Genomic DNA, 16276 nt, shown 5'->3' with positions numbered 1-16276 from the left:
CGGGCATGACGGGTACGACAACGGGCACCGCGCACCGGATCGACACGCTGCTGCTGGAACGCTGGGAACGGGACCCCGGTCGGCCCGCGCTGGTCTCCGGCGCCGACGGCACGGTGGTGACCGCCGGGGAGTTGCGGGAGCGGGTGCTGAGGGTCGCGGCCGCGCTGCGCGCCCGGGGCGTCGGGTCCGGCGACCGGGTGGCGGTCTACCACGAGCGGTCGGCCGAGTTCGTGGCCGCGATCCTGGGCGTGGCCTGCGCGGGCGCCGCGCATGTCGCGTTCGACGTGGACGATCCGCCGGCCCGCACGTTCGGCATGCTCGAGGACTGCGCGCCGCGCGCGGTACTGACGAGCGGGGCACTGCGGAACCGGCTCGACGGCTCCGCCGTCCCGGTCCTGACGGACGAGGAGTACCTCGCGGGGCAGGCGGCGCCGACACCGGTTGGCGGGTCCCCGGACGACCCCGTGGCGCTGGTCTTCACCTCCGGATCCACCGGCCGCCCCAAGGCGTCGATGATCAGCCATCGCGCCCTGGTCTCCCGCATGAACGCGCTGCAGACCACGCACCCCCTGGACGAGGACGACCGGATCGTCCACCACACGGCGTGCACCTTCGACATGCACCTCGGGGAGATCTACTGGCCCCTGCTGACCGGCGCCACGATGGTGATCGCGGCCCCGCGCCGACAGCGCGACGCCGACCACCTGGCGGCCCTGATCCGCGACCACCGCGTCACGACGATCTACCTCGGGGTCTCGCTGCTCGAACTGTTCCTGCTGGCCCGCGACGAGTCCGAGCGCTACGACGGGCTGCGCCAGGTCCTGACCGGCGGCGAGCCCCTCCCTCCCGACCTGGTCCACCGCTTCCACGCCCGCTCCACGGCCTCCCTCACCAACATCTACGGCCCCAGCGAGTGCACGATCCTCTGCACCGCCTGGGTGTGCCCGCGCGATCCCGGCCTCGACACCGTGCTCATCGGCTCCGCCATCCCGGACACGGAGCTGTGGGTCCTCGGCGAGGACGGCAGCCCCGTTCCCGAGGGCGAACCCGGCGAGCTGTACATCGGCGGCGCGGGGCTGGCCCTGGGCTATCTCAACCGGCCCGAACTGACCGCGGAGCGCTTCCTCCAGTCGCCCCCGGCGGCGCCGGGCCGGCGGCTCTACCGTTCCGGTGATCTCGTACGGGCCCGGCCCGGCGGCGCGCTGGAATTCCTCGGCCGGATCGACCGGCAGGTGAAGATCCGCGGCGTCCGCATCGAGCTCGGCGAGATCGAGTCGACGGCCCGGCGCTGCGCGGGGGTGAGTCAGGCCGTCGTCGTGGCGCACGGCACGGGGGCGGGGAAGGCCCTGGCCGCCTTCGTGGTGCCGGAGGAGGAATCCGGGCCGACGGCCGGTCTGGTGGCGTCGGTCCGCGAGACCCTGCGCAGCTGGCTTCCCCCCTCCATGATCCCGGCGACGATCGAGCCCCTGGACACCGTCCCGCTCACGCCGCACGGCAAGGTGGACCGCCTGCTGCTGGAGTCCCGGGCGACCCGCACGGCACCGTCGCGCCCGGCACCCGCACCGGATGCCGGCGTCGAGGAGCTGGTGGCGGCCGTCTGGTGCGAGACGCTCGGGCTGGCCTCCGTGGGGCCTGACGACGACTTCTTCGATCTGGGCGGGAACTCCTTCAAGGTCGTCGAGACCGTCACGTCGCTCAAGGAGCTGCTGGCCGCGGAGATCCCGCTGGCGGCCCTCCTGACGGAGCCGACCGTACGGGGGTTCGCCGGGGAGATACGGCGGGTCACGGGGCGTTCGTAGCGGCCGGCCGTTCCCGAAGGTCACTTGTGGCGACACTCCCGGAAGGTGCGGCGCAGGTCGTCGACCCAGCCGTCGGGGATCTCCCAGGGGATGAAGTGGCCGCCGCTGTCGTGCGCGGTGAGGTTGGTGTGGTGGTACCAGTCGGCGCGGTCGCTCGACAGCCAGCTCTGGATCCGCTGCTCGGTGGTGGTGACGCCGGGCGGGTTCTCGTAGCCGACGAAGGTGATGCCGGTGGGTGCCTCGACGGCCGGCCGGCGGTCGTGGGAGGGGGACCAGGGGTAGCGGTTGGCGTTGGCGTAGTAACGAATCGAGGTCCCGATGGCGTTGTTCACCCAGAAGATCATGGCGTGGGTGAGGAGGTCGTCCTTGGAGAAGACGTTCTCCACGTCGCCGTGGTGGTCGCTCCAGTTGGTCCAGCGCTCCAGGATCCAGGCGAGCAGGCCGACCGGCGAGTCGGCGAGCCCGTAGGAGAGGGTGCTGGGGGCGAGGACGTGGGCGGCGAGGTGGACGGCGAAGCGCCGCTCCCAGGCGACGAGTTGGCGATGTGCGGGCTCGGGCAGCCCCTCGGGGATCGGCCGGCCGCCGCTGAGGTCCCAGGCCCGGTCGCCGTTGAAGAAGTCGAGCTTCAGGCCGGAGCCGATGTGGATGCCGTGCAGCTCGTCGGCGTACTTGTGGCCGAGCTGGCCGGTGACGAGGGCGCCGACGTCGCAGCCTCCGGCGGCGTACTTCTCGTACCCGAGTGTTTCGGTCATCAGGGTGTGCCAGAGGTCGGCGACCTTCCAGAAGTTCAGGTCGGGGTGGTCCGGCAGCGGAGTGGAGAAGCCGAAGCCCGGCAGGGAGGGCACGATGACGTCGAACGCGTCGGCCGGATCTCCACCGAAGGCGGCGGGGTCGGCGAGCGGGTCGACGACCTTGGACCAATGCCAGAAGGTCCACGGCCAGCCGTGCGTCAGGATGAGCGGCGTGGGAGCCGGACTGACGCCGGGCCTGCGCATGAAGTGCACCGGTACGCCCCGGACGCTCACCTGGTAGTGCTCGTAGGCGTTGATCGCGGCTTCGGCCTTGCGCCAGTCGTAGCGATGGAGCCAGTGCTCGGCCAGTTCCTGGAGATAGCCACGCCTGACGCCGTAGTAGCCGTCGTCGTTGCCCGTGTCGTCGGGCCACCTCGTGAGCCGCAACCGCGCCTTGAGGTCGTCGAGTACGGCGTCGGGGACGTGCAGGGGAGCGGGGTCCAGCGGGAAGCGCGCCGTGGCGGCCATGAGGTTCCTTCCGCGATATCGGGATACGACGGGAGTTGTGGGATACGACGGGAGTTGAGAGGGGAGCGGGGCCGGATCCGTGCGGGGCTCCACCCGACCGTCCCTTTCCAGCCGCTGGACGAGTCGGGTGGACCTCCCATGGACGGTGGCGAGTTCGTGGGTGTCGAGATCCTGGTGGCTGTGCGGGGCCATGCTCTCAATGTATCGCCAAGTTATTTAAAATACTTATGTAATTGGTCGAGTGCCGAGCCGGGGTGCCGCTTCCGCTGTGACAGCGGCTCGGTCCTGCGCATGGCGGTGCCTCTGAGGTGCTCGTTCTTGTCCGATGCGGGAGTTGGCCGGATGCGTTCTGCGCGAAGCGTTGACTAGAAAGCGCTTGCCCCCTACGTTTCCCGTTCAGCAGCGTGACCCGCTCCTGGCATCTCGTATATGAGATGTCAGATGCCGGAGGCGGCATGGCCTGGGAACGTGCACTTCTTGGGCTGCCGTCCGGAGCCGCATCCGTGGCGCTGCGCCTGCAAGGCGATCCAAATGACGTACGTCGTTCACGTATCTGAAAAATGGACGCTCCGAAGGGACGCACCCGCAATGCGTACTCGCCCCCCACGATCCACCCGCGGGAGACTCGTTCTTCCGACGGTAGCGGCAGCCGCTCTCGCGATCGCCGCCGCCGTCGTCCTGCCGCAGTCCGCGGACGCCGCCGAAACCTCCCCCATCGGTTTCGGCGCCGGCACCACGGGCGGCGGCGGTGTGAGTGCCGTCACCGTATCCACGCTCGCCGCGTTCAAGACGGCCGTCACCGGCAATACGGCGAAGGTCGTCAAGGTCAGCGGACTGATCTCGCTCTCGGGTCAGGTCGACATCGGCTCCAACACCACGGTTCTCGGTGTCGGTTCGGCCTCCGGGTTCACCGGCGGCGGGTTGCGTATCAAGGAGGCGACCAACGTCGTCGTCCGCAACCTGAACATCAGCAAGCCGCTCGCTCCCTCGGACGGGATCACCGTCCAGGAGTCGACGAAGGTGTGGATCGACCACAACTCCTTCTCGGCGGACCGCGACCACGACAAGGACTACTACGACGGTCTGCTCGACATCAACCACGGCTCCGACAACGTGACCGTGTCCTGGAACACCTTCAAGGACCACTTCAAGGGCACGCTCGTCGGCCACAGTGACAACAACGCGAGTGAAGACACCGGGCACTTGAAGGTCACGTACCACCACAACCACTTCCGCAACGTCTTCTCGCGCATCCCCAGCCTCCGCTTCGGCACGGGCCACTTCTACGACAACTACGTCGAGGGCGCGGACACCGCCGTGCACTCCCGTATGGGCGCCCAGATGCTCGTCGAGAACAACGTCTTCCGCACGACGAAGATCGCGGTCACGACGAACCGCAGCAGTGACGTGGACGGTTACGCCAACCTGCGCGGCAACGACCTCGGTGGAGCCGCCACCGAGATCTCCCGCACAGGCACGTTCACCAGCCCGCCCTACAGCTACACCGCCGAACCCGCCTCGTCGGTCGTCGCCTCGGTGACGTCCGGAGCGGGCGCCGGAAAGCTCTGAACTCCCCATCGGCAGAAGAAGGAATCGGGACATGACTTCTCAGACACGACCGCGTATGCGGCAGTTACGCCGGAACTCCTCGCGGCAGACGTTGATCGGCGGCCTCGGCGCACTCGGCCTTACGGTTGGCATGATCATGTCAGGCAGCGGACTGACCGCCGCGAGCGCCGCCACCTGGCCGACCCCCACCAGCAGCGAGGGCGTCTCCGCCACCATCCAGGTGTCCGGCACCAAGGACTACGGGATGAAGCGCTTCTACGGCACCGGTGACCTGGCCGGCGACGGCCAGGAGGAGGGTCAGGACCCGATCCTGAGGCTCGCCGACGGGGCGGTGCTGAAGAACGTCATCATCGGCGCGCCGGGCGCCGACGGCATCCACTGCTACGGCAGCTGCACGCTGCAGAACGTCTGGTGGGAGGACGTCGGCGAGGACGCCGCCACCTTCCGGGGCGGCACGGGCGCCACGTACCACGTGAGCGGCGGAGGTGCGAAGAAGGCCGCGGACAAGGTCTTCCAGCACAACGGCGGCGGCACGCTGAACATCTCGAACTTCGCGGTGCAGGAGTTCAAGACGCTCTACCGCTCCTGCGGGGACTGCTCCACGCAGTACACGCGGAAGGTGAACCTCAACAGCATCGACGTGACCGGGACGGGTTCTACGGCGCGGCTCGTCGGCATCAACGTCAACCGCAACGACGTGGCGACACTGCGCGGCATCACGATCCGCAACGACGCCGGCCGCAAGGTCGTTCCCTGCCAGAAGTACAACAACAACACCGCGGTCGGCACGGGCCCGGACAGCACCAACTGCCTGTACTCCACCTCGGACATCACCTACAGGTGAGCCGGTGCGGATGATGCCGTGCGGTACGTGGCGTCATGCGCGTGACGCCATGCACGTGACGCGGTACAGGTGAGTCGACGCCTCGGCGGCCGAGTGAACCCTCCTTCCCCCACGGAGGTTCGCTCGGCCGCCGAGTGCGTTCTGCTGGGCACGGCGTACGCCGGTCGAGGAAGTTGACAGCTCGCATGCGGGGGAGTCAGTTGCTGACGGTGGGCATGGTCCGCCGGTGGCCGGTGGCCGTCGACGATGACGGTGTGCTGCTCGTCGGGACCGATCCGGGTGATCCGGTCCGGCGCACCGCCCTTGGTCACGTGCAGGAAGCCCCGGTGTCGCGGAAGCCCGTTCACCGGCGGAACCGACCAGTCGGCGATGAATCGGCGGTCGGCGTCGTCCTCGCCGAGGCGTCAGACCTGGCCGCACCTTCTCGCGGACGGCCCTGAACCGCCCCTTCTCCTTCCCCTTCCAACTCTTTCTCCTTCCAAACGACACCGTGCGCCTCGGCCCCGGCCGTCGGAGTTTGGCGGGGATGCGAGCGAACGGTGGACGTTTCGTGCTCGTGGTCGGTCGAAATTGGTGAAGGTGATTCGGGGAGGTTTCGAAGCGGGCGGGGGATACCCGCGGTAACCCCATCTTCCCCTTCTTCCTTGAATAGAAGTCAGCCGGACTTCTTGTTTCCTGCGAGCCTGCTGTGCGAAGGTGAGCTTCCTCGCGCAGGGGCAATGGTCAGACGCTGCACTTCCGCTGGCCTCTTTCTCCGCTTCGTCGAGTCCCAGGTATGCACCAATCAGTTGCCCGCCTTTCCGGTGGGTGCGTTTTCCCGTATGCCGCCTCACGGCTTGAAAGGAAAAGGGTTCAGTGCAATCCCCCCACCCCCCACGCCCGTCCTATCCGCCTCGCCCCGGTGTGCGGCCCGGAGAATCCGACACGAGCCTCGTCGCCCAGCTGTTGGGTCAACCGGAGGGTCGGGCCGGCCGACCCGTCGCTCTCCTGCTCGCACGGCACTGGCAGCCGACGTACGACTACTCGGCCATCTGCCTCGCTGCTTCGACGAGTTCGGCCTCGATGGTGGCGACGGCGTCATTTCACCAGGTACTCGGGCATATGGCCCGCAGTGAGCCGGGCGGGGCCCTGCGCCCGTATCTCCTGGTGGCCGTCCGGGACATGGTCAGAGGGTGGTCCTCGGACGACCGCATATCCGACCTGATGCCCGAACTGCGCAAACCGACCGGTGGTCGCGGTATGCGGGCGGCACGGTCGATGACACCCGAAAAGCGGCAACTCGCCGAGCGTTCCTTCAGGGCTCTTCCGGGAGTGGCCCAGTGTCTGCTGTGGCACACCGAGGTCGAGGCCGAGAACATATCCATACCCGCCGGTTTGTCGGGCTTGGATTCCGGCACCGCGGCCGCCGCCCTTGAGCAGGCACGTGATGAATTCCGGGCAGGCATCGTGCGTGCCCACCGGCAACTCGCGCCGACCCAGGAATGCCCCTTCTACAATCGACTCCTCGATGTCCCGATCCGGCGTGGCGGCGCCCTTCTGCCCGATGTGCAACACCATCTGACGGCGTGCCGCCACTGCCGATACGCGGCTGAACAACTCGGCCAATTCGAGGGCGGGTTGGGTACTCTCCTCGCCGAAGCGGTACTCGGCTGGGGTGCCCGCCGCTATCTGGAGTCACGGCCGGGGCGTGGCGGCCCGGTAGCGCGTACCGCGGGGGCCGCCGCACAGGGAGGCAGGCTCCCGGGTGGTGGCGGGCGCCATCGCCATCTGTCGCACATGCCCCTGCCGGGCGCCCCGCTCGCGCCGCCGCGGACGCACGCGAGGGCGCTGCGCACGGGGGCAGCCCTGGGGTCCGCCGCATTGCTCGCGATCGTGCTCGTCACCAGCCTCTCGTCGGGTGACGACAGCGGCGGGCCTGCGGCATCCGTAGAAGTAACCGGGATGACTGACACTGGAATGGTGGGAAGTCCTGGAGTCCGTCCGGGTGCGGGTTCCGAGACCGCTTCCGCCGGCTCGTCCTCTCCCGTCGCCTCTCCCACCGCGGCGGGACACCCCGGAGGGCCGGGCCGGGGCCGGCTTCGCAATGTGGCGGCGGACCTGTGCCTCGACGTCCGTGGTGGCACGACGAAGGCCGGTGCCAAGGCGGAGCCGGCGGAGTGCTCGTCAGCTGCGAGTCAGCAGTGGTTGTACGCGGAGAGCGGGCTGCTGAGCAGTGTCGCTCATCCCGGCCTCTGCCTCGACTCCCACGCGGACAACGGAGCGATCACCCTTGACCGGTGTGCGGCGCCTTCGGCCGTGCGTGCCGATGAGGTGCGCTACGACCTGACCGCGCAGGGGGAGTTGCTGCCCCGCTGGCACGAAGGACTGGCGGTCGCGCTCTCGTCCTCGCGTAAGGGCGCGAAGGTCGTGGTTGAGGTCCGCGACGGCTCGGTGGAGCAGCGATGGATGCTCGACTCCTCCGCGGCCCCCGCCCCGGGTCCCGGGGCGAACGCCGGAACAACAGGTCCCTCCGCGAAGTCCGTCACCGACGCACCGCCCGCGGACGGCGACACCGACAGCGACGACGACGGCGACAGCGGCGGCAGCGACTGCGCTGCCTCCACCTGCGAGCGCTCATCGCCGGGCGAGAAGGGAGCCGGGGCGAACGGCGACGAGTCGACGGACGACGGGCCGGAGGAGAACGGTCCGCAGTCCTCGCCGAACTCGCTCCGGCGCGCGGATGCCGAGAAGCGGTATGTCGAAGTCGGTTGTTGCGGCGGAGCCGGGACGGTCGCGCCGGAACACCCCGGTGATCGCCTCCGGTTTCCCCGGGTACGAGTCGGCGCTCTGGACGGAGTGCCGCGGCAGGGAGGCCCGGCGGTGCGCGAGATGCCCGCCCCTTCGCCCGGCCGTGACCTCGGTGTCGACGCCGCTCAGCCTGTCCTGCGAGCCACGCCGCCGTAGAAGCCGATCTCGCCGGACCTGGCCGGCGGCGGGGCGTCCGGGTGCCAGAACGGGACCTGGGCCAGTCCGGGCTCGACCAGTTCGAAGCCGTCGAAGAACCGCTCGACCTCGGCGTGGGACCGCAGGTTCATGGTGGCGGTGGCCTTGTTGTAGACGGCCTGGGCCGCGCTGCGCTCGGCGAAGTCACCCGTGGCGTGCGAGAGCACCAGGAAGCTCCCGGCCGGCAGCGCGTCGCGAAGGGCGGCGACGATCTGCCCGGGCTTCTCCGCGTCGGTGAGGAAGTGGACGATGGCGACGAGGAGCAGGGCGACCGGCTCGTCGAAGTCGATGACCCGGCGGACCTCGGGGTGGTCCATGACGGCCCGCGGGTCGCGCAGGTCGGCGAGCACGACACTGGTCGTCTCGGAGCGGCTGAGCAGCGCACCGGCGTGCGCGTTCACGATCGGATCGTTGTCGACGTACGCGACGTGCACGTCCGGCGCCACCTCGCGGGCGGTCTCGTGCACGTTCGGCGCGGTGGGCAACCCGGTGCCGATGTCGAGGATCTGGCGGACGCCGTTGCCGACCACGTACCGGACGGCGCGCTGCAGGAAGGCACGGTTGGCCCGCACCGAGATCCACACCTCGGGCGCCGCGGCGGCGAGTTCGTCGCCCGCCCGCTGGTCCACCGCGTAGTTGTCCTTGCCGCCCAGCAGATAGTCGTAGATCCGCGCAGGGTGCGGCCTGCTGGTGTCGATCTCCTCGGCCGGGACGCCGTCCTGTGCCACGTCGCGCTCCTCTCGACGACCGTCACGGTCCGCTTGCCCGCGCACGGCTGACGACAGCCTCCCATATCAACTCCTGCGCGAGCGCCCGCAGTTCATCGCCCCGCCTGCTGTACTGGGGGGAGGAAAACAAGCCAACAGGCGGTGAAACAAGGGCGGGTTGGGGCCCACGGTTCACATGAGGCGAACCGTGGGTAATAACGTAGGCCGTCCACAACTGGTGTTCGTGGTTTTCGTAGGTTTCGTGGTTTTCGCACTACGTACACAGGAGCGTCCATGACTGATGAGGCCGAGAGCTCCGCGCAGGAGGCGCTCTCCAAGATCGATACCTCCGTGCCGCAGTCGGCTCGGATCTGGAACTACTGGTTGGGGGGGAAGGACAACTACGAAGTCGATCGTGTGGCCGGTGACGCGTTCCGCGAGATCTTCCCCGGTATCGAGACCGGAGCCCGTGCCGCCCGGTACTTCCTCGCCCGGGCCGTTCGTCAGCTGGCCGCCGAGGAGGGCATCCGGCAGTTCCTGGACATCGGAACCGGGCTGCCCAACGTGGACAACACCCACCAGATCGCCCAGCGGGTGGCCCCTGACTGCCGGATCGTCTATGTCGACAACGACCCGTTGGTACTGGCACACGCCCGCGCGCTGCTCACCAGCACCCCGGAAGGCGTCACGAACTATGTCGACGCCGACCTGCGCGAGCCGGGCACGATCGTGCGGGAAGCCGGGAAGACACTGGACTTCGACCAGCCCGTCGCTCTCATGCTGATGGGCATCCTGGGCCACATCGAGGACTACGACGAGGCGCGCTCGATCGTGCGGGAGCTGGTGGCCGCGCTGCCCGCAGGCAGCTACCTCGTGCAGTACGACAGCACCAACACCAGTGAGTCCTACGTCGAGGCCATCCAGCAGTACAACGAGGGCGGTTCGATCCCGTACATCCTCCGCAGCCCTGAGCAGATCGCGCGCTACTTCGACGGTCTGGAACTGCTCGAACCGGGCGTGGCCTCGTGCTCGCGCTGGCGTCCCGACGCCGGTGCCTGGGGTCTGCCCGCGGAGGTGCATCAGTACGGCGGTGTCGCTCTCAAGCGGTGAGTCCCGCCGGCTGCCGGCCCATGTCTCGGGCCACGTCGCGGATCAGGTTTCCTGGAGGATGCGATGAAGGATCGTGGGCGTCTCGTCCGGTGATTCGGCTTCGACCACCAGGCGGTTCATGACATCCCAGTAGCACTCGATCTCGTTGGGTTTGTCGGGATAGAGGGCAGTGGCGAGCTGTTCGATGTAGACCATGTCGGGCAACTGACCGCCGGGCAGGCGCACGATGGTGACCGGACCGGCTTCCGCGGCGTGGCCGCCGACGAGGAACGGCATGATCTGGACGGTGACCTGGGGGAGTCGGCATATCTCGATGAGCTGCTTGAGCTGGGCGCGCATGGTGCCGAGGCCGCCCACCGGGCGCCGCAGCGCCGCCTCGTCGATCACGGTCCAGAGCTGGGTGGTCGGCTGCCGGTGCAGGATCCGCTGGCGTGTCATCCGCAAGGTGACCCGCCGGTCGATCTCCTCCCGGCACGCGCCCGGGTGGGCGAGCCGGATGGAGGCACGCGCGTAGTCGGGGGTCTGCAGCAGGCCGGGAATCCGCTGGACCTCGAAGCAGCGGATGAGACTCGCCGCCTGTTCGGCCCCGAGGTAGGTCTGCATCCAGGCGGGGACCACGTCGTTGTAGTACTGCCACCAGGCTGGGGTGTTGGCCTGTTCGGCCAACGTCAGCAAGGTGGCGCGTTCGGCCGCGTCCGTGACTCCGTAGAGAGTGAGCAGGTCTGCCACGTCACGCAGCTTGAACCCGTGGCGACCACCCTCCATCCGGCTGATCTTGGACCGGGAGGCGCGGATGGCCTGCCCCGCGGCCTCACGGGAGATGTCCTGCTCCTCCCGCAGTCCGCGCAGCCGTGCGCCCAGCGCCAAGCGCGGCACCATGGGGCCGGCCGGCTGGCCGTCCAGGACCCCGCTGTCGGACGGTGTACGTGCGGCCTCTGTGGTGCCCATAGGCATTCTCCCTGCGGTGAACGCGACTCTGCACGCATACAAGCGCTGCGGTCAGCCATCCTAGGGGTTGTCCAGTACATGATCTTCGCGGTCGTGTCCGACGCTTCTGTGCTACCCGTCCTGTGCTACCCGCCCCGCAACCGGAGTGAACGGGAGAGACGAAATTGACCGACAACCCGTTGGTGTCGCAGCGGTTCCCGCGAACATCGCGATACGCCCTGGAATGGATCCGTTCCAGCGTCAGTGGCGGTGCCAACTCGCTGTGGCTGACCGAATGGCTGACCGAGGCAATGCATCTGCGGCCGGGAATGCGCGTGCTCGACCTGGGGTGCGGTCGCGGCGCGTCGTCGGTCTTCCTGTACCAGGAGTTCGACGTTCAGGTATGGGCCACCGATCTGTGGTTCAGCGCAGACGAACGCCGGCAGCGCATCCTCGACGCCGGCGCCGATCACGCCGTGTTCCCCCTCCACGCCGACGCTCGCGCGCTGCCGTTCGCGGCGGGCTTCTTCGACGCTGTCATCAGCATCGACTCGTTCCCGTACTACGGAACCGACGACCTCTACCTGAACTACCTCGCACGATTCGTCAAACCCGAGGGCCTGATCGGCATCGCCGGTGCTGGGCTGGTACAGGAGATCGACGGGCCGCCGCCCGAGCATCTGGAGGCATGGTGGGAGCCGAGCATGGCCTGCCTGCATTCGGCCGCCTGGTGGCGCCGGCACTGGGAGCGCGGCGCCATCGCCCACGTCGAGTTGGCCGACACCATGACCGACGGCTGGAAACACTGGCTGACATGGCAGCGAACGATCGCACCGGACAACCATGTCGAGATCGACACCGTCGCTTCCGACCACGGGCGATACCTCGGCTACGTCCGCGCGATCGCCCGGCGCCGATCCGACATCACGCCTGACGAACCCATCACGTCGATCCCCACGACCTACGCGAGGCACTCCCCGCTTCGGCCGACCGAAACCTGACACGGACGCGACCGCGTCCGCCCGCCCGCCCGGAGTACGGTTCGGCGTGGCTCCCCGGAATCCAAGCCCGTCGGCGCCTCTCACGACGCGACCGGTGTCGAGGACTGAGATCAGGCTCCGCCGGTCCGTAAGCGGCCGCTGTCAGTGGGTACTTGGCTGTCAGCGGGTACTTGGCGCGATGTCGGTGATGCAGGGCGCGCAACTGGGCGCCCTGGCGCGGCAGTTCACGCGGGACGAGACGAAGTGGCACGCCCCGGGGGCTGCCCGGCCCGCAGCTCCTCTTCCCGCTGCCGGGGCCGCCTCCTCGTGCCGCTTCAGCAGCGCCGGTAGCCCCTGCTCCATGCGTCCCTCCCGGCGATGCCGCCGACGCTGCCGCGCCAGGCCCAACTCCCGCACCGTCCGAGGACTTACCGGCCTTCCGGAACACGAAACTCCTGCTGATCACGTAACTCGAACCGAGCCGCACCCAACGCTGAATGCGCCCGCGGCGGGATCATGCGGGCCGCTCGCCGGACGCCACACGGAATCCCACGGGGTAGAGAGGGCCGGGGAAGGCACCGTGTCGTCGCCGGGTCCGGGCCAGGTCGCCGAAGCGGCAGAAACTGCCACCTCGGGCGACGCGGTACGTACCCATGGTCTGCACCAGATGGTCGTCCACGAACGGGCCGCCTGGGTACGGCATGTAGCTGTCGGACACGTACTCCTCGACATTGCCGCCCATGTCGTGGGCGCCGAACGGGGACCGGCCCGTCGGGAAGGCGCCGACGGGGGTGGTGGTGTGGACGCCGCTCTCACGGGTGTTGGCCGCGTCGGCGTCGAACTCGTCGCCCCAGGGAAACTCGCGCCCCTCGGGGCCCGTGGCGGCGTACTCCCACTCCGCTTCGGTGGGCAGCCGCCACGGATGGCCGGTCTCGGAACTGAGCCAAGCCGCGTAGCGGTCGGCGTCCTCCGCCTCGACCCCGGCCACCGGATGGTTGGCACGGTCCCAGGGATAGGCCCCCAGGTGCCAGGTGGTGGGCCGGCTCTCGTGGCCGGTCTCCCGCAGGAACCGCACGTACTCGCTGTTGGTGACCGGATACACGGCAATCCAGAACTCGGCGAGGTCCACGGTATGTGGCGGGGTCTCCTTGGCGATCCAGTCCTCCTCGACGCCTACGTGTGACCAGGCGCGCGTGACCGGTTCCACCTGGCTCGCAGGCAGGCCGATCGTGGCAGCGACCGCCGGGACACGGACGGTGTCGGGTACGGGCCCGATGCGGGGGTCGCCGATCAGACCGAGCAGGGCCCCTGCGGCCAGCCGGCCCGCGAGGGGAACGTCCGGATCTCCCAGGGTGGCCACGAGGCTCGCCGGGTCGGCTCCGGAGATGTCATGGATGCCGTGCCCGGGGCCGGGTACGCGTCCGGGCACCGCAAGGTCGGCGTGCTCCTTGAAATGGGGTGAGTGAGCCACATCGGCCAGTCTCACAGCGGTCCCTCCTCCGAGTCGGACGGGGCGTCGGCCGTCCGGTCGACCAGCCCGCTCAGCAGATGGCCGCCGATACGCGCCTTCGCCTCCAGGTAGCGGATGTTCTCGCGGGTGACGTGCACCCCGGTGGGGACGACCTTCTCGATGTCCACGCCCAGGTTCCGGAGCTGATTCACCTTGTCGGGATTGTTGGTCAGCAGCCGTACCCGGGAGAAGCCGAGGGTCAGGAGCATGGCTGCCGCAGCGGCATAGTCGCGCTCGTCGGCACCGCGCCCCAGGCGCCGGTTGGCCTCGAAGGTGTCGATGTCCTGATCCTGGAGCAGATACGCGTCGAGCTTGTTGTAGAGGCCGATGCCGCGACCCTCCTGCCGCAGGTAGACCACGGCACCACCCTCGGCCGCGATGCGCTCTAGCGCCTCGTCGAGTTGAGGGCCGCAGTCGCACCGGGACGAGCCGAAGACATCCCCGGTCAGGCACTCACTGTGCAGGCGCACCAGAGGGGCGGCGGCCGTGGTGAGGGACGCGGCACCAGGGGGTGGCGGCACGACACACACCACGTGCTCGGCACCGTCGGGCAGTCCTTCGAAGGTCACCAACTCGGCACGGCGTCCGGCGGCCCGGCGCAGGACGATACCCACCCTCGCCCGGAGGACCACCGCGTTCTCCAAAGGCGTGCCAGGAGTTTGCGCGAGCGTGTCGGAGGTCGTCAGGCCCGTCATGCGGCCACCGCCAGAAGCTCGTTGAGACGGATCGAGGAAAGCACGCCCATGGCACCTTGGGCCCCTGGGGCGCGGCCCACCACGGCGATCCGGCCGTCCCAGCCCGCGACCACGACGCGGTCACTGTCCCAGGCGAACATGCAGGACAGCCCCTGTCCGAACTCGTCGACGACACGGCCGGAGGCGAGCGTGGCAGCGCTGGACGACCAGTCGATCTCCCAGAGGTACAGGCCGAAGTCGTAGGAGCCTGCCAGCACCACTGGGCTGTCAGGGCAGCCGAGGAGACCGACACATTTGACGGACTCATCGGGGCCGAGCAAGGTCTGGATGTCGGCGGCACGGTCTTGGCGGACCGGAACGCCGAGGTCGTCCTGCCGCCCGGTGACCAGGCGGCCCACCTTCACGGTGTGGTCGCGGGACGCGCTGGCCACGATGGATCCGTCGAGCTGGGCGACGGCGTTGACCAGGTTGCCGTGCTCCCACAGGGTCACGCGGTCGCCGTACACGCCGGACGCCACGGTGCGGTCGGTCGCCGCCGACAGAAAGCCCGGGTGTCCGAGGGAAGCGAGGGACTTGACCGATCCGCCATGGGCCTCCTGGCTGTCGATCACTTCGAGCGTGTCGGGGTCGAGTGCGACCAGTTCACCGTTGTAGGTGCCGGCCACGAGGACGTCGCCGTCCAGGCACAGGGAGGGAACGGGCGCACCGAGTGGTTCCCCCACCGTGCGCGCTCCGTTGTCCGGTCCGCCGGCCCAGCTGATGACCCTGCCGTCGTAGGTCCCGGCGTAGATGACATCGCCCCGTACGGCCAAGGAGAGGACGGGGCCGTCAGCGACCTGGTGAACCTGCGGGGGTGTTCCCGGATCGTCGGGGTCGAGGGCCACGACCGCGCCGGAATCGCAGCCGACGAGGAGCTGCTCACCCCTGCGGGCGAGCGCGTTGGGGCCGTGTGTGGGGGTCGTGGGCGCGTACAGTTCCCTGCCGTCCTCCAAGGCGAGCAGGTGGGGTTCGCCCCAGAAGCTGCCTGCGGCGACGAGGCCACCGGCCGTGGACACGGACCTGGGCCAGATCCGTGGATCGGAGACCTGACCCAGCTGCTTTCCTGAGCGGTCGTAGAAATGCAGGCCGCCTTCGTAGGCACCGATGACGAGCGACTCGCCGTCGGCGGACCACTCGACACTGCGCGCCGCCGACCGGGACACCTGGAAGGAGGCGAGGGTCTCCAACTCGGTTGAGAGCAGCTCGACCGTGCCGTCGTCCCGGGCGACCGCCAGGGTCGTGCCGTCGTGCGACCAGGAGCAGCCCTCGATGGACGAGGCGTAGCGGCGGGTGGTGGGACTCGCGTTCCCGTCGGGAGCCGTCACTGATACGAGGCCGTCCTCGCCCACTGTGGCGACCAGGCCCTGGGCGCTCACCGACACCATCATGCAGTGCGCGGTGTGCGAGCCGATCTCGGACAGGAAGGCTCCGGTGATCGCGTCCCACACCGTGGCGCGGCCGTCCTCCGACACGCAGATGAGCCTGCGGCCGTCCGGCATCCAGGCGACCGAGTTGATGTCGTCGGTGTGCCGGGCCAGGACGGTGACCAGGCGGCTGGCTCCGTCGTCCTCCACACGCCAGACGGCCGCGGTCTTGTCGGCGGATGCGGTGGCGAGCAGTGAGGGGGTGACCGGGTTCCACGCCGAGGAGTTGACCAGGCGTCGGTGTCTGAGCCTGGCCAGCCGGACCGGGCGGGCCGGTGTGCTGGTGTCCCAGACGATCACGGTGCCGTCGTACGAGGCGCTCGCCAGGCGTAAGCCATCGGCACGGAACGTCACGTGGGTGAGGGGGGCTGCATGCCCCGACGGGTTTTCCGGCAGGTCGATCGTACGCATAGTCGATCCCTTGTCCCTTG

12 protein-coding genes are annotated in these 16276 nt (G+C 69.0%); 6 read left to right on the top strand and 6 right to left on the bottom strand.

Translation table 11 applies throughout. The features are described from left to right. Positions 1–5 precede the first annotated feature (5 nt). A complete protein-coding gene (locus tag AB0I18_RS33975; protein ID WP_363109509.1) occupies positions 6–1799 on the top strand; it encodes a non-ribosomal peptide synthetase in 1794 nt (597 codons plus the stop codon). A gap of 20 nt (positions 1800–1819) precedes the next feature. On the opposite strand, the gene AB0I18_RS33970 is transcribed toward AB0I18_RS33975, so the two are convergent. Continuing rightward, a complete protein-coding gene (locus AB0I18_RS33970) occupies positions 1820–3058 on the bottom strand; it encodes an epoxide hydrolase (protein WP_363109508.1) in 1239 nt (412 codons plus the stop codon). Positions 3059–3646: 588 nt separating this feature from the next. Here AB0I18_RS33970 and AB0I18_RS33965 point away from each other — a divergent pair. The 3 genes from AB0I18_RS33965 to AB0I18_RS33955 all read left to right on the top strand — a co-directional run bounded on the left by AB0I18_RS33965 (position 3647) and on the right by AB0I18_RS33955 (position 8414). After that, positions 3647–4627: a polysaccharide lyase family 1 protein gene (locus tag AB0I18_RS33965; protein WP_363109507.1), complete on the top strand. Its 981-nt coding sequence runs from the start codon at positions 3647–3649 to the stop codon at positions 4625–4627. A 31-nt stretch (positions 4628–4658) separates the two neighbouring features. Next, on the top strand, positions 4659–5471 hold the full coding sequence (locus AB0I18_RS33960) for a pectate lyase (protein ID WP_363109506.1): 813 nt from the start codon (positions 4659–4661) through the stop codon (positions 5469–5471). 855 nt (positions 5472–6326) lie between these two features. After that, complete coding sequence (locus tag AB0I18_RS33955) at positions 6327–8414, top strand: RICIN domain-containing protein (RefSeq protein ID WP_363109505.1); 2088 nt, start codon at positions 6327–6329, stop codon at positions 8412–8414. On the opposite strand, the gene AB0I18_RS33950 is transcribed toward AB0I18_RS33955, so the two are convergent. Next, positions 8384–9181 (bottom strand): SAM-dependent methyltransferase, encoded by a 798-nt coding sequence (locus AB0I18_RS33950; protein WP_363109504.1) that lies wholly within the window; start codon positions 9179–9181, stop codon positions 8384–8386. The genes AB0I18_RS33955 and AB0I18_RS33950 overlap by 31 nt on opposite strands. A gap of 273 nt (positions 9182–9454) precedes the next feature. Here AB0I18_RS33950 and AB0I18_RS33945 point away from each other — a divergent pair, with 273 nt between their 5' ends. Continuing rightward, positions 9455–10270 carry an SAM-dependent methyltransferase gene (locus AB0I18_RS33945; protein ID WP_363109503.1) on the top strand — a complete coding sequence of 272 codons (816 nt, stop codon included), beginning with the start codon at positions 9455–9457 and terminating at the stop codon, positions 10268–10270. A gap of 42 nt (positions 10271–10312) precedes the next feature. Here AB0I18_RS33945 and AB0I18_RS33940 read toward each other — a convergent pair whose 3' ends face one another. After that, positions 10313–11218 (bottom strand): helix-turn-helix transcriptional regulator, encoded by a 906-nt coding sequence (locus AB0I18_RS33940; RefSeq protein WP_363109502.1) that lies wholly within the window; start codon positions 11216–11218, stop codon positions 10313–10315. Positions 11219–11382: 164 nt separating this feature from the next. Here AB0I18_RS33940 and AB0I18_RS33935 point away from each other — a divergent pair, with 164 nt between their 5' ends. After that, positions 11383–12198: a methyltransferase domain-containing protein gene (locus AB0I18_RS33935; protein WP_363109501.1), complete on the top strand. Its 816-nt coding sequence runs from the start codon at positions 11383–11385 to the stop codon at positions 12196–12198. A gap of 493 nt (positions 12199–12691) precedes the next feature. On the opposite strand, the gene AB0I18_RS33930 is transcribed toward AB0I18_RS33935, so the two are convergent. Genes AB0I18_RS33930 through AB0I18_RS33920 form a run of 3 tightly spaced genes read right to left on the bottom strand, consistent with a single transcriptional unit; the run spans position 12692 to position 16256 of the window. Continuing rightward, positions 12692–13663: an SUMF1/EgtB/PvdO family nonheme iron enzyme gene (locus AB0I18_RS33930; RefSeq protein WP_363109500.1), complete on the bottom strand. Its 972-nt coding sequence runs from the start codon at positions 13661–13663 to the stop codon at positions 12692–12694. Continuing rightward, positions 13660–14382, bottom strand: a complete 723-nt coding sequence (ribA, locus tag AB0I18_RS33925) for a GTP cyclohydrolase II (RefSeq protein ID WP_363109499.1) — start codon at positions 14380–14382, stop codon at positions 13660–13662. Before ribA ends, AB0I18_RS33930 begins: the two co-directional genes overlap by 4 nt. Beyond that, entirely contained in the window at positions 14379–16256 is a 1878-nt protein-coding gene (locus AB0I18_RS33920) for a WD40 repeat domain-containing protein (protein ID WP_363109498.1), read from the bottom strand. Before AB0I18_RS33920 ends, ribA begins: the two co-directional genes overlap by 4 nt. Positions 16257–16276: the final 20 nt, after the last annotated feature.

Source organism: Streptomyces sp. NPDC050704 (assembly GCF_040654355.1).
In the GTDB taxonomy this organism is placed as follows: domain Bacteria; phylum Actinomycetota; class Actinomycetes; order Streptomycetales; family Streptomycetaceae; genus Streptomyces.
The sequence above is the reverse complement of the archived record's forward strand: the minus strand, read 5'-3'. Positions and strand labels throughout refer to the sequence as shown.

What these genes read in the sequence shown, in the direction of transcription:
- AB0I18_RS33975 (WP_363109509.1), top strand. Translation starts at nt 6, where the DNA reads ATGACGGGTACGACAACGGGCACCGCGCACCGGATCGACACGCTGCTG.
- AB0I18_RS33970 (WP_363109508.1), bottom strand. Translation starts at nt 3,058, where the DNA reads ATGGCCGCCACGGCGCGCTTCCCGCTGGACCCCGCTCCCCTGCACGTC.
- AB0I18_RS33965 (WP_363109507.1), top strand. Translation starts at nt 3,647, where the DNA reads ATGCGTACTCGCCCCCCACGATCCACCCGCGGGAGACTCGTTCTTCCG.
- AB0I18_RS33960 (WP_363109506.1), top strand. Translation starts at nt 4,659, where the DNA reads ATGACTTCTCAGACACGACCGCGTATGCGGCAGTTACGCCGGAACTCC.
- AB0I18_RS33945 (WP_363109503.1), top strand. Translation starts at nt 9,455, where the DNA reads ATGACTGATGAGGCCGAGAGCTCCGCGCAGGAGGCGCTCTCCAAGATC.
- AB0I18_RS33940 (WP_363109502.1), bottom strand. Translation starts at nt 11,218, where the DNA reads ATGGGCACCACAGAGGCCGCACGTACACCGTCCGACAGCGGGGTCCTG.
- ribA (WP_363109499.1), bottom strand. Translation starts at nt 14,382, where the DNA reads ATGACGGGCCTGACGACCTCCGACACGCTCGCGCAAACTCCTGGCACG.
- AB0I18_RS33920 (WP_363109498.1), bottom strand. Translation starts at nt 16,256, where the DNA reads ATGCGTACGATCGACCTGCCGGAAAACCCGTCGGGGCATGCAGCCCCC.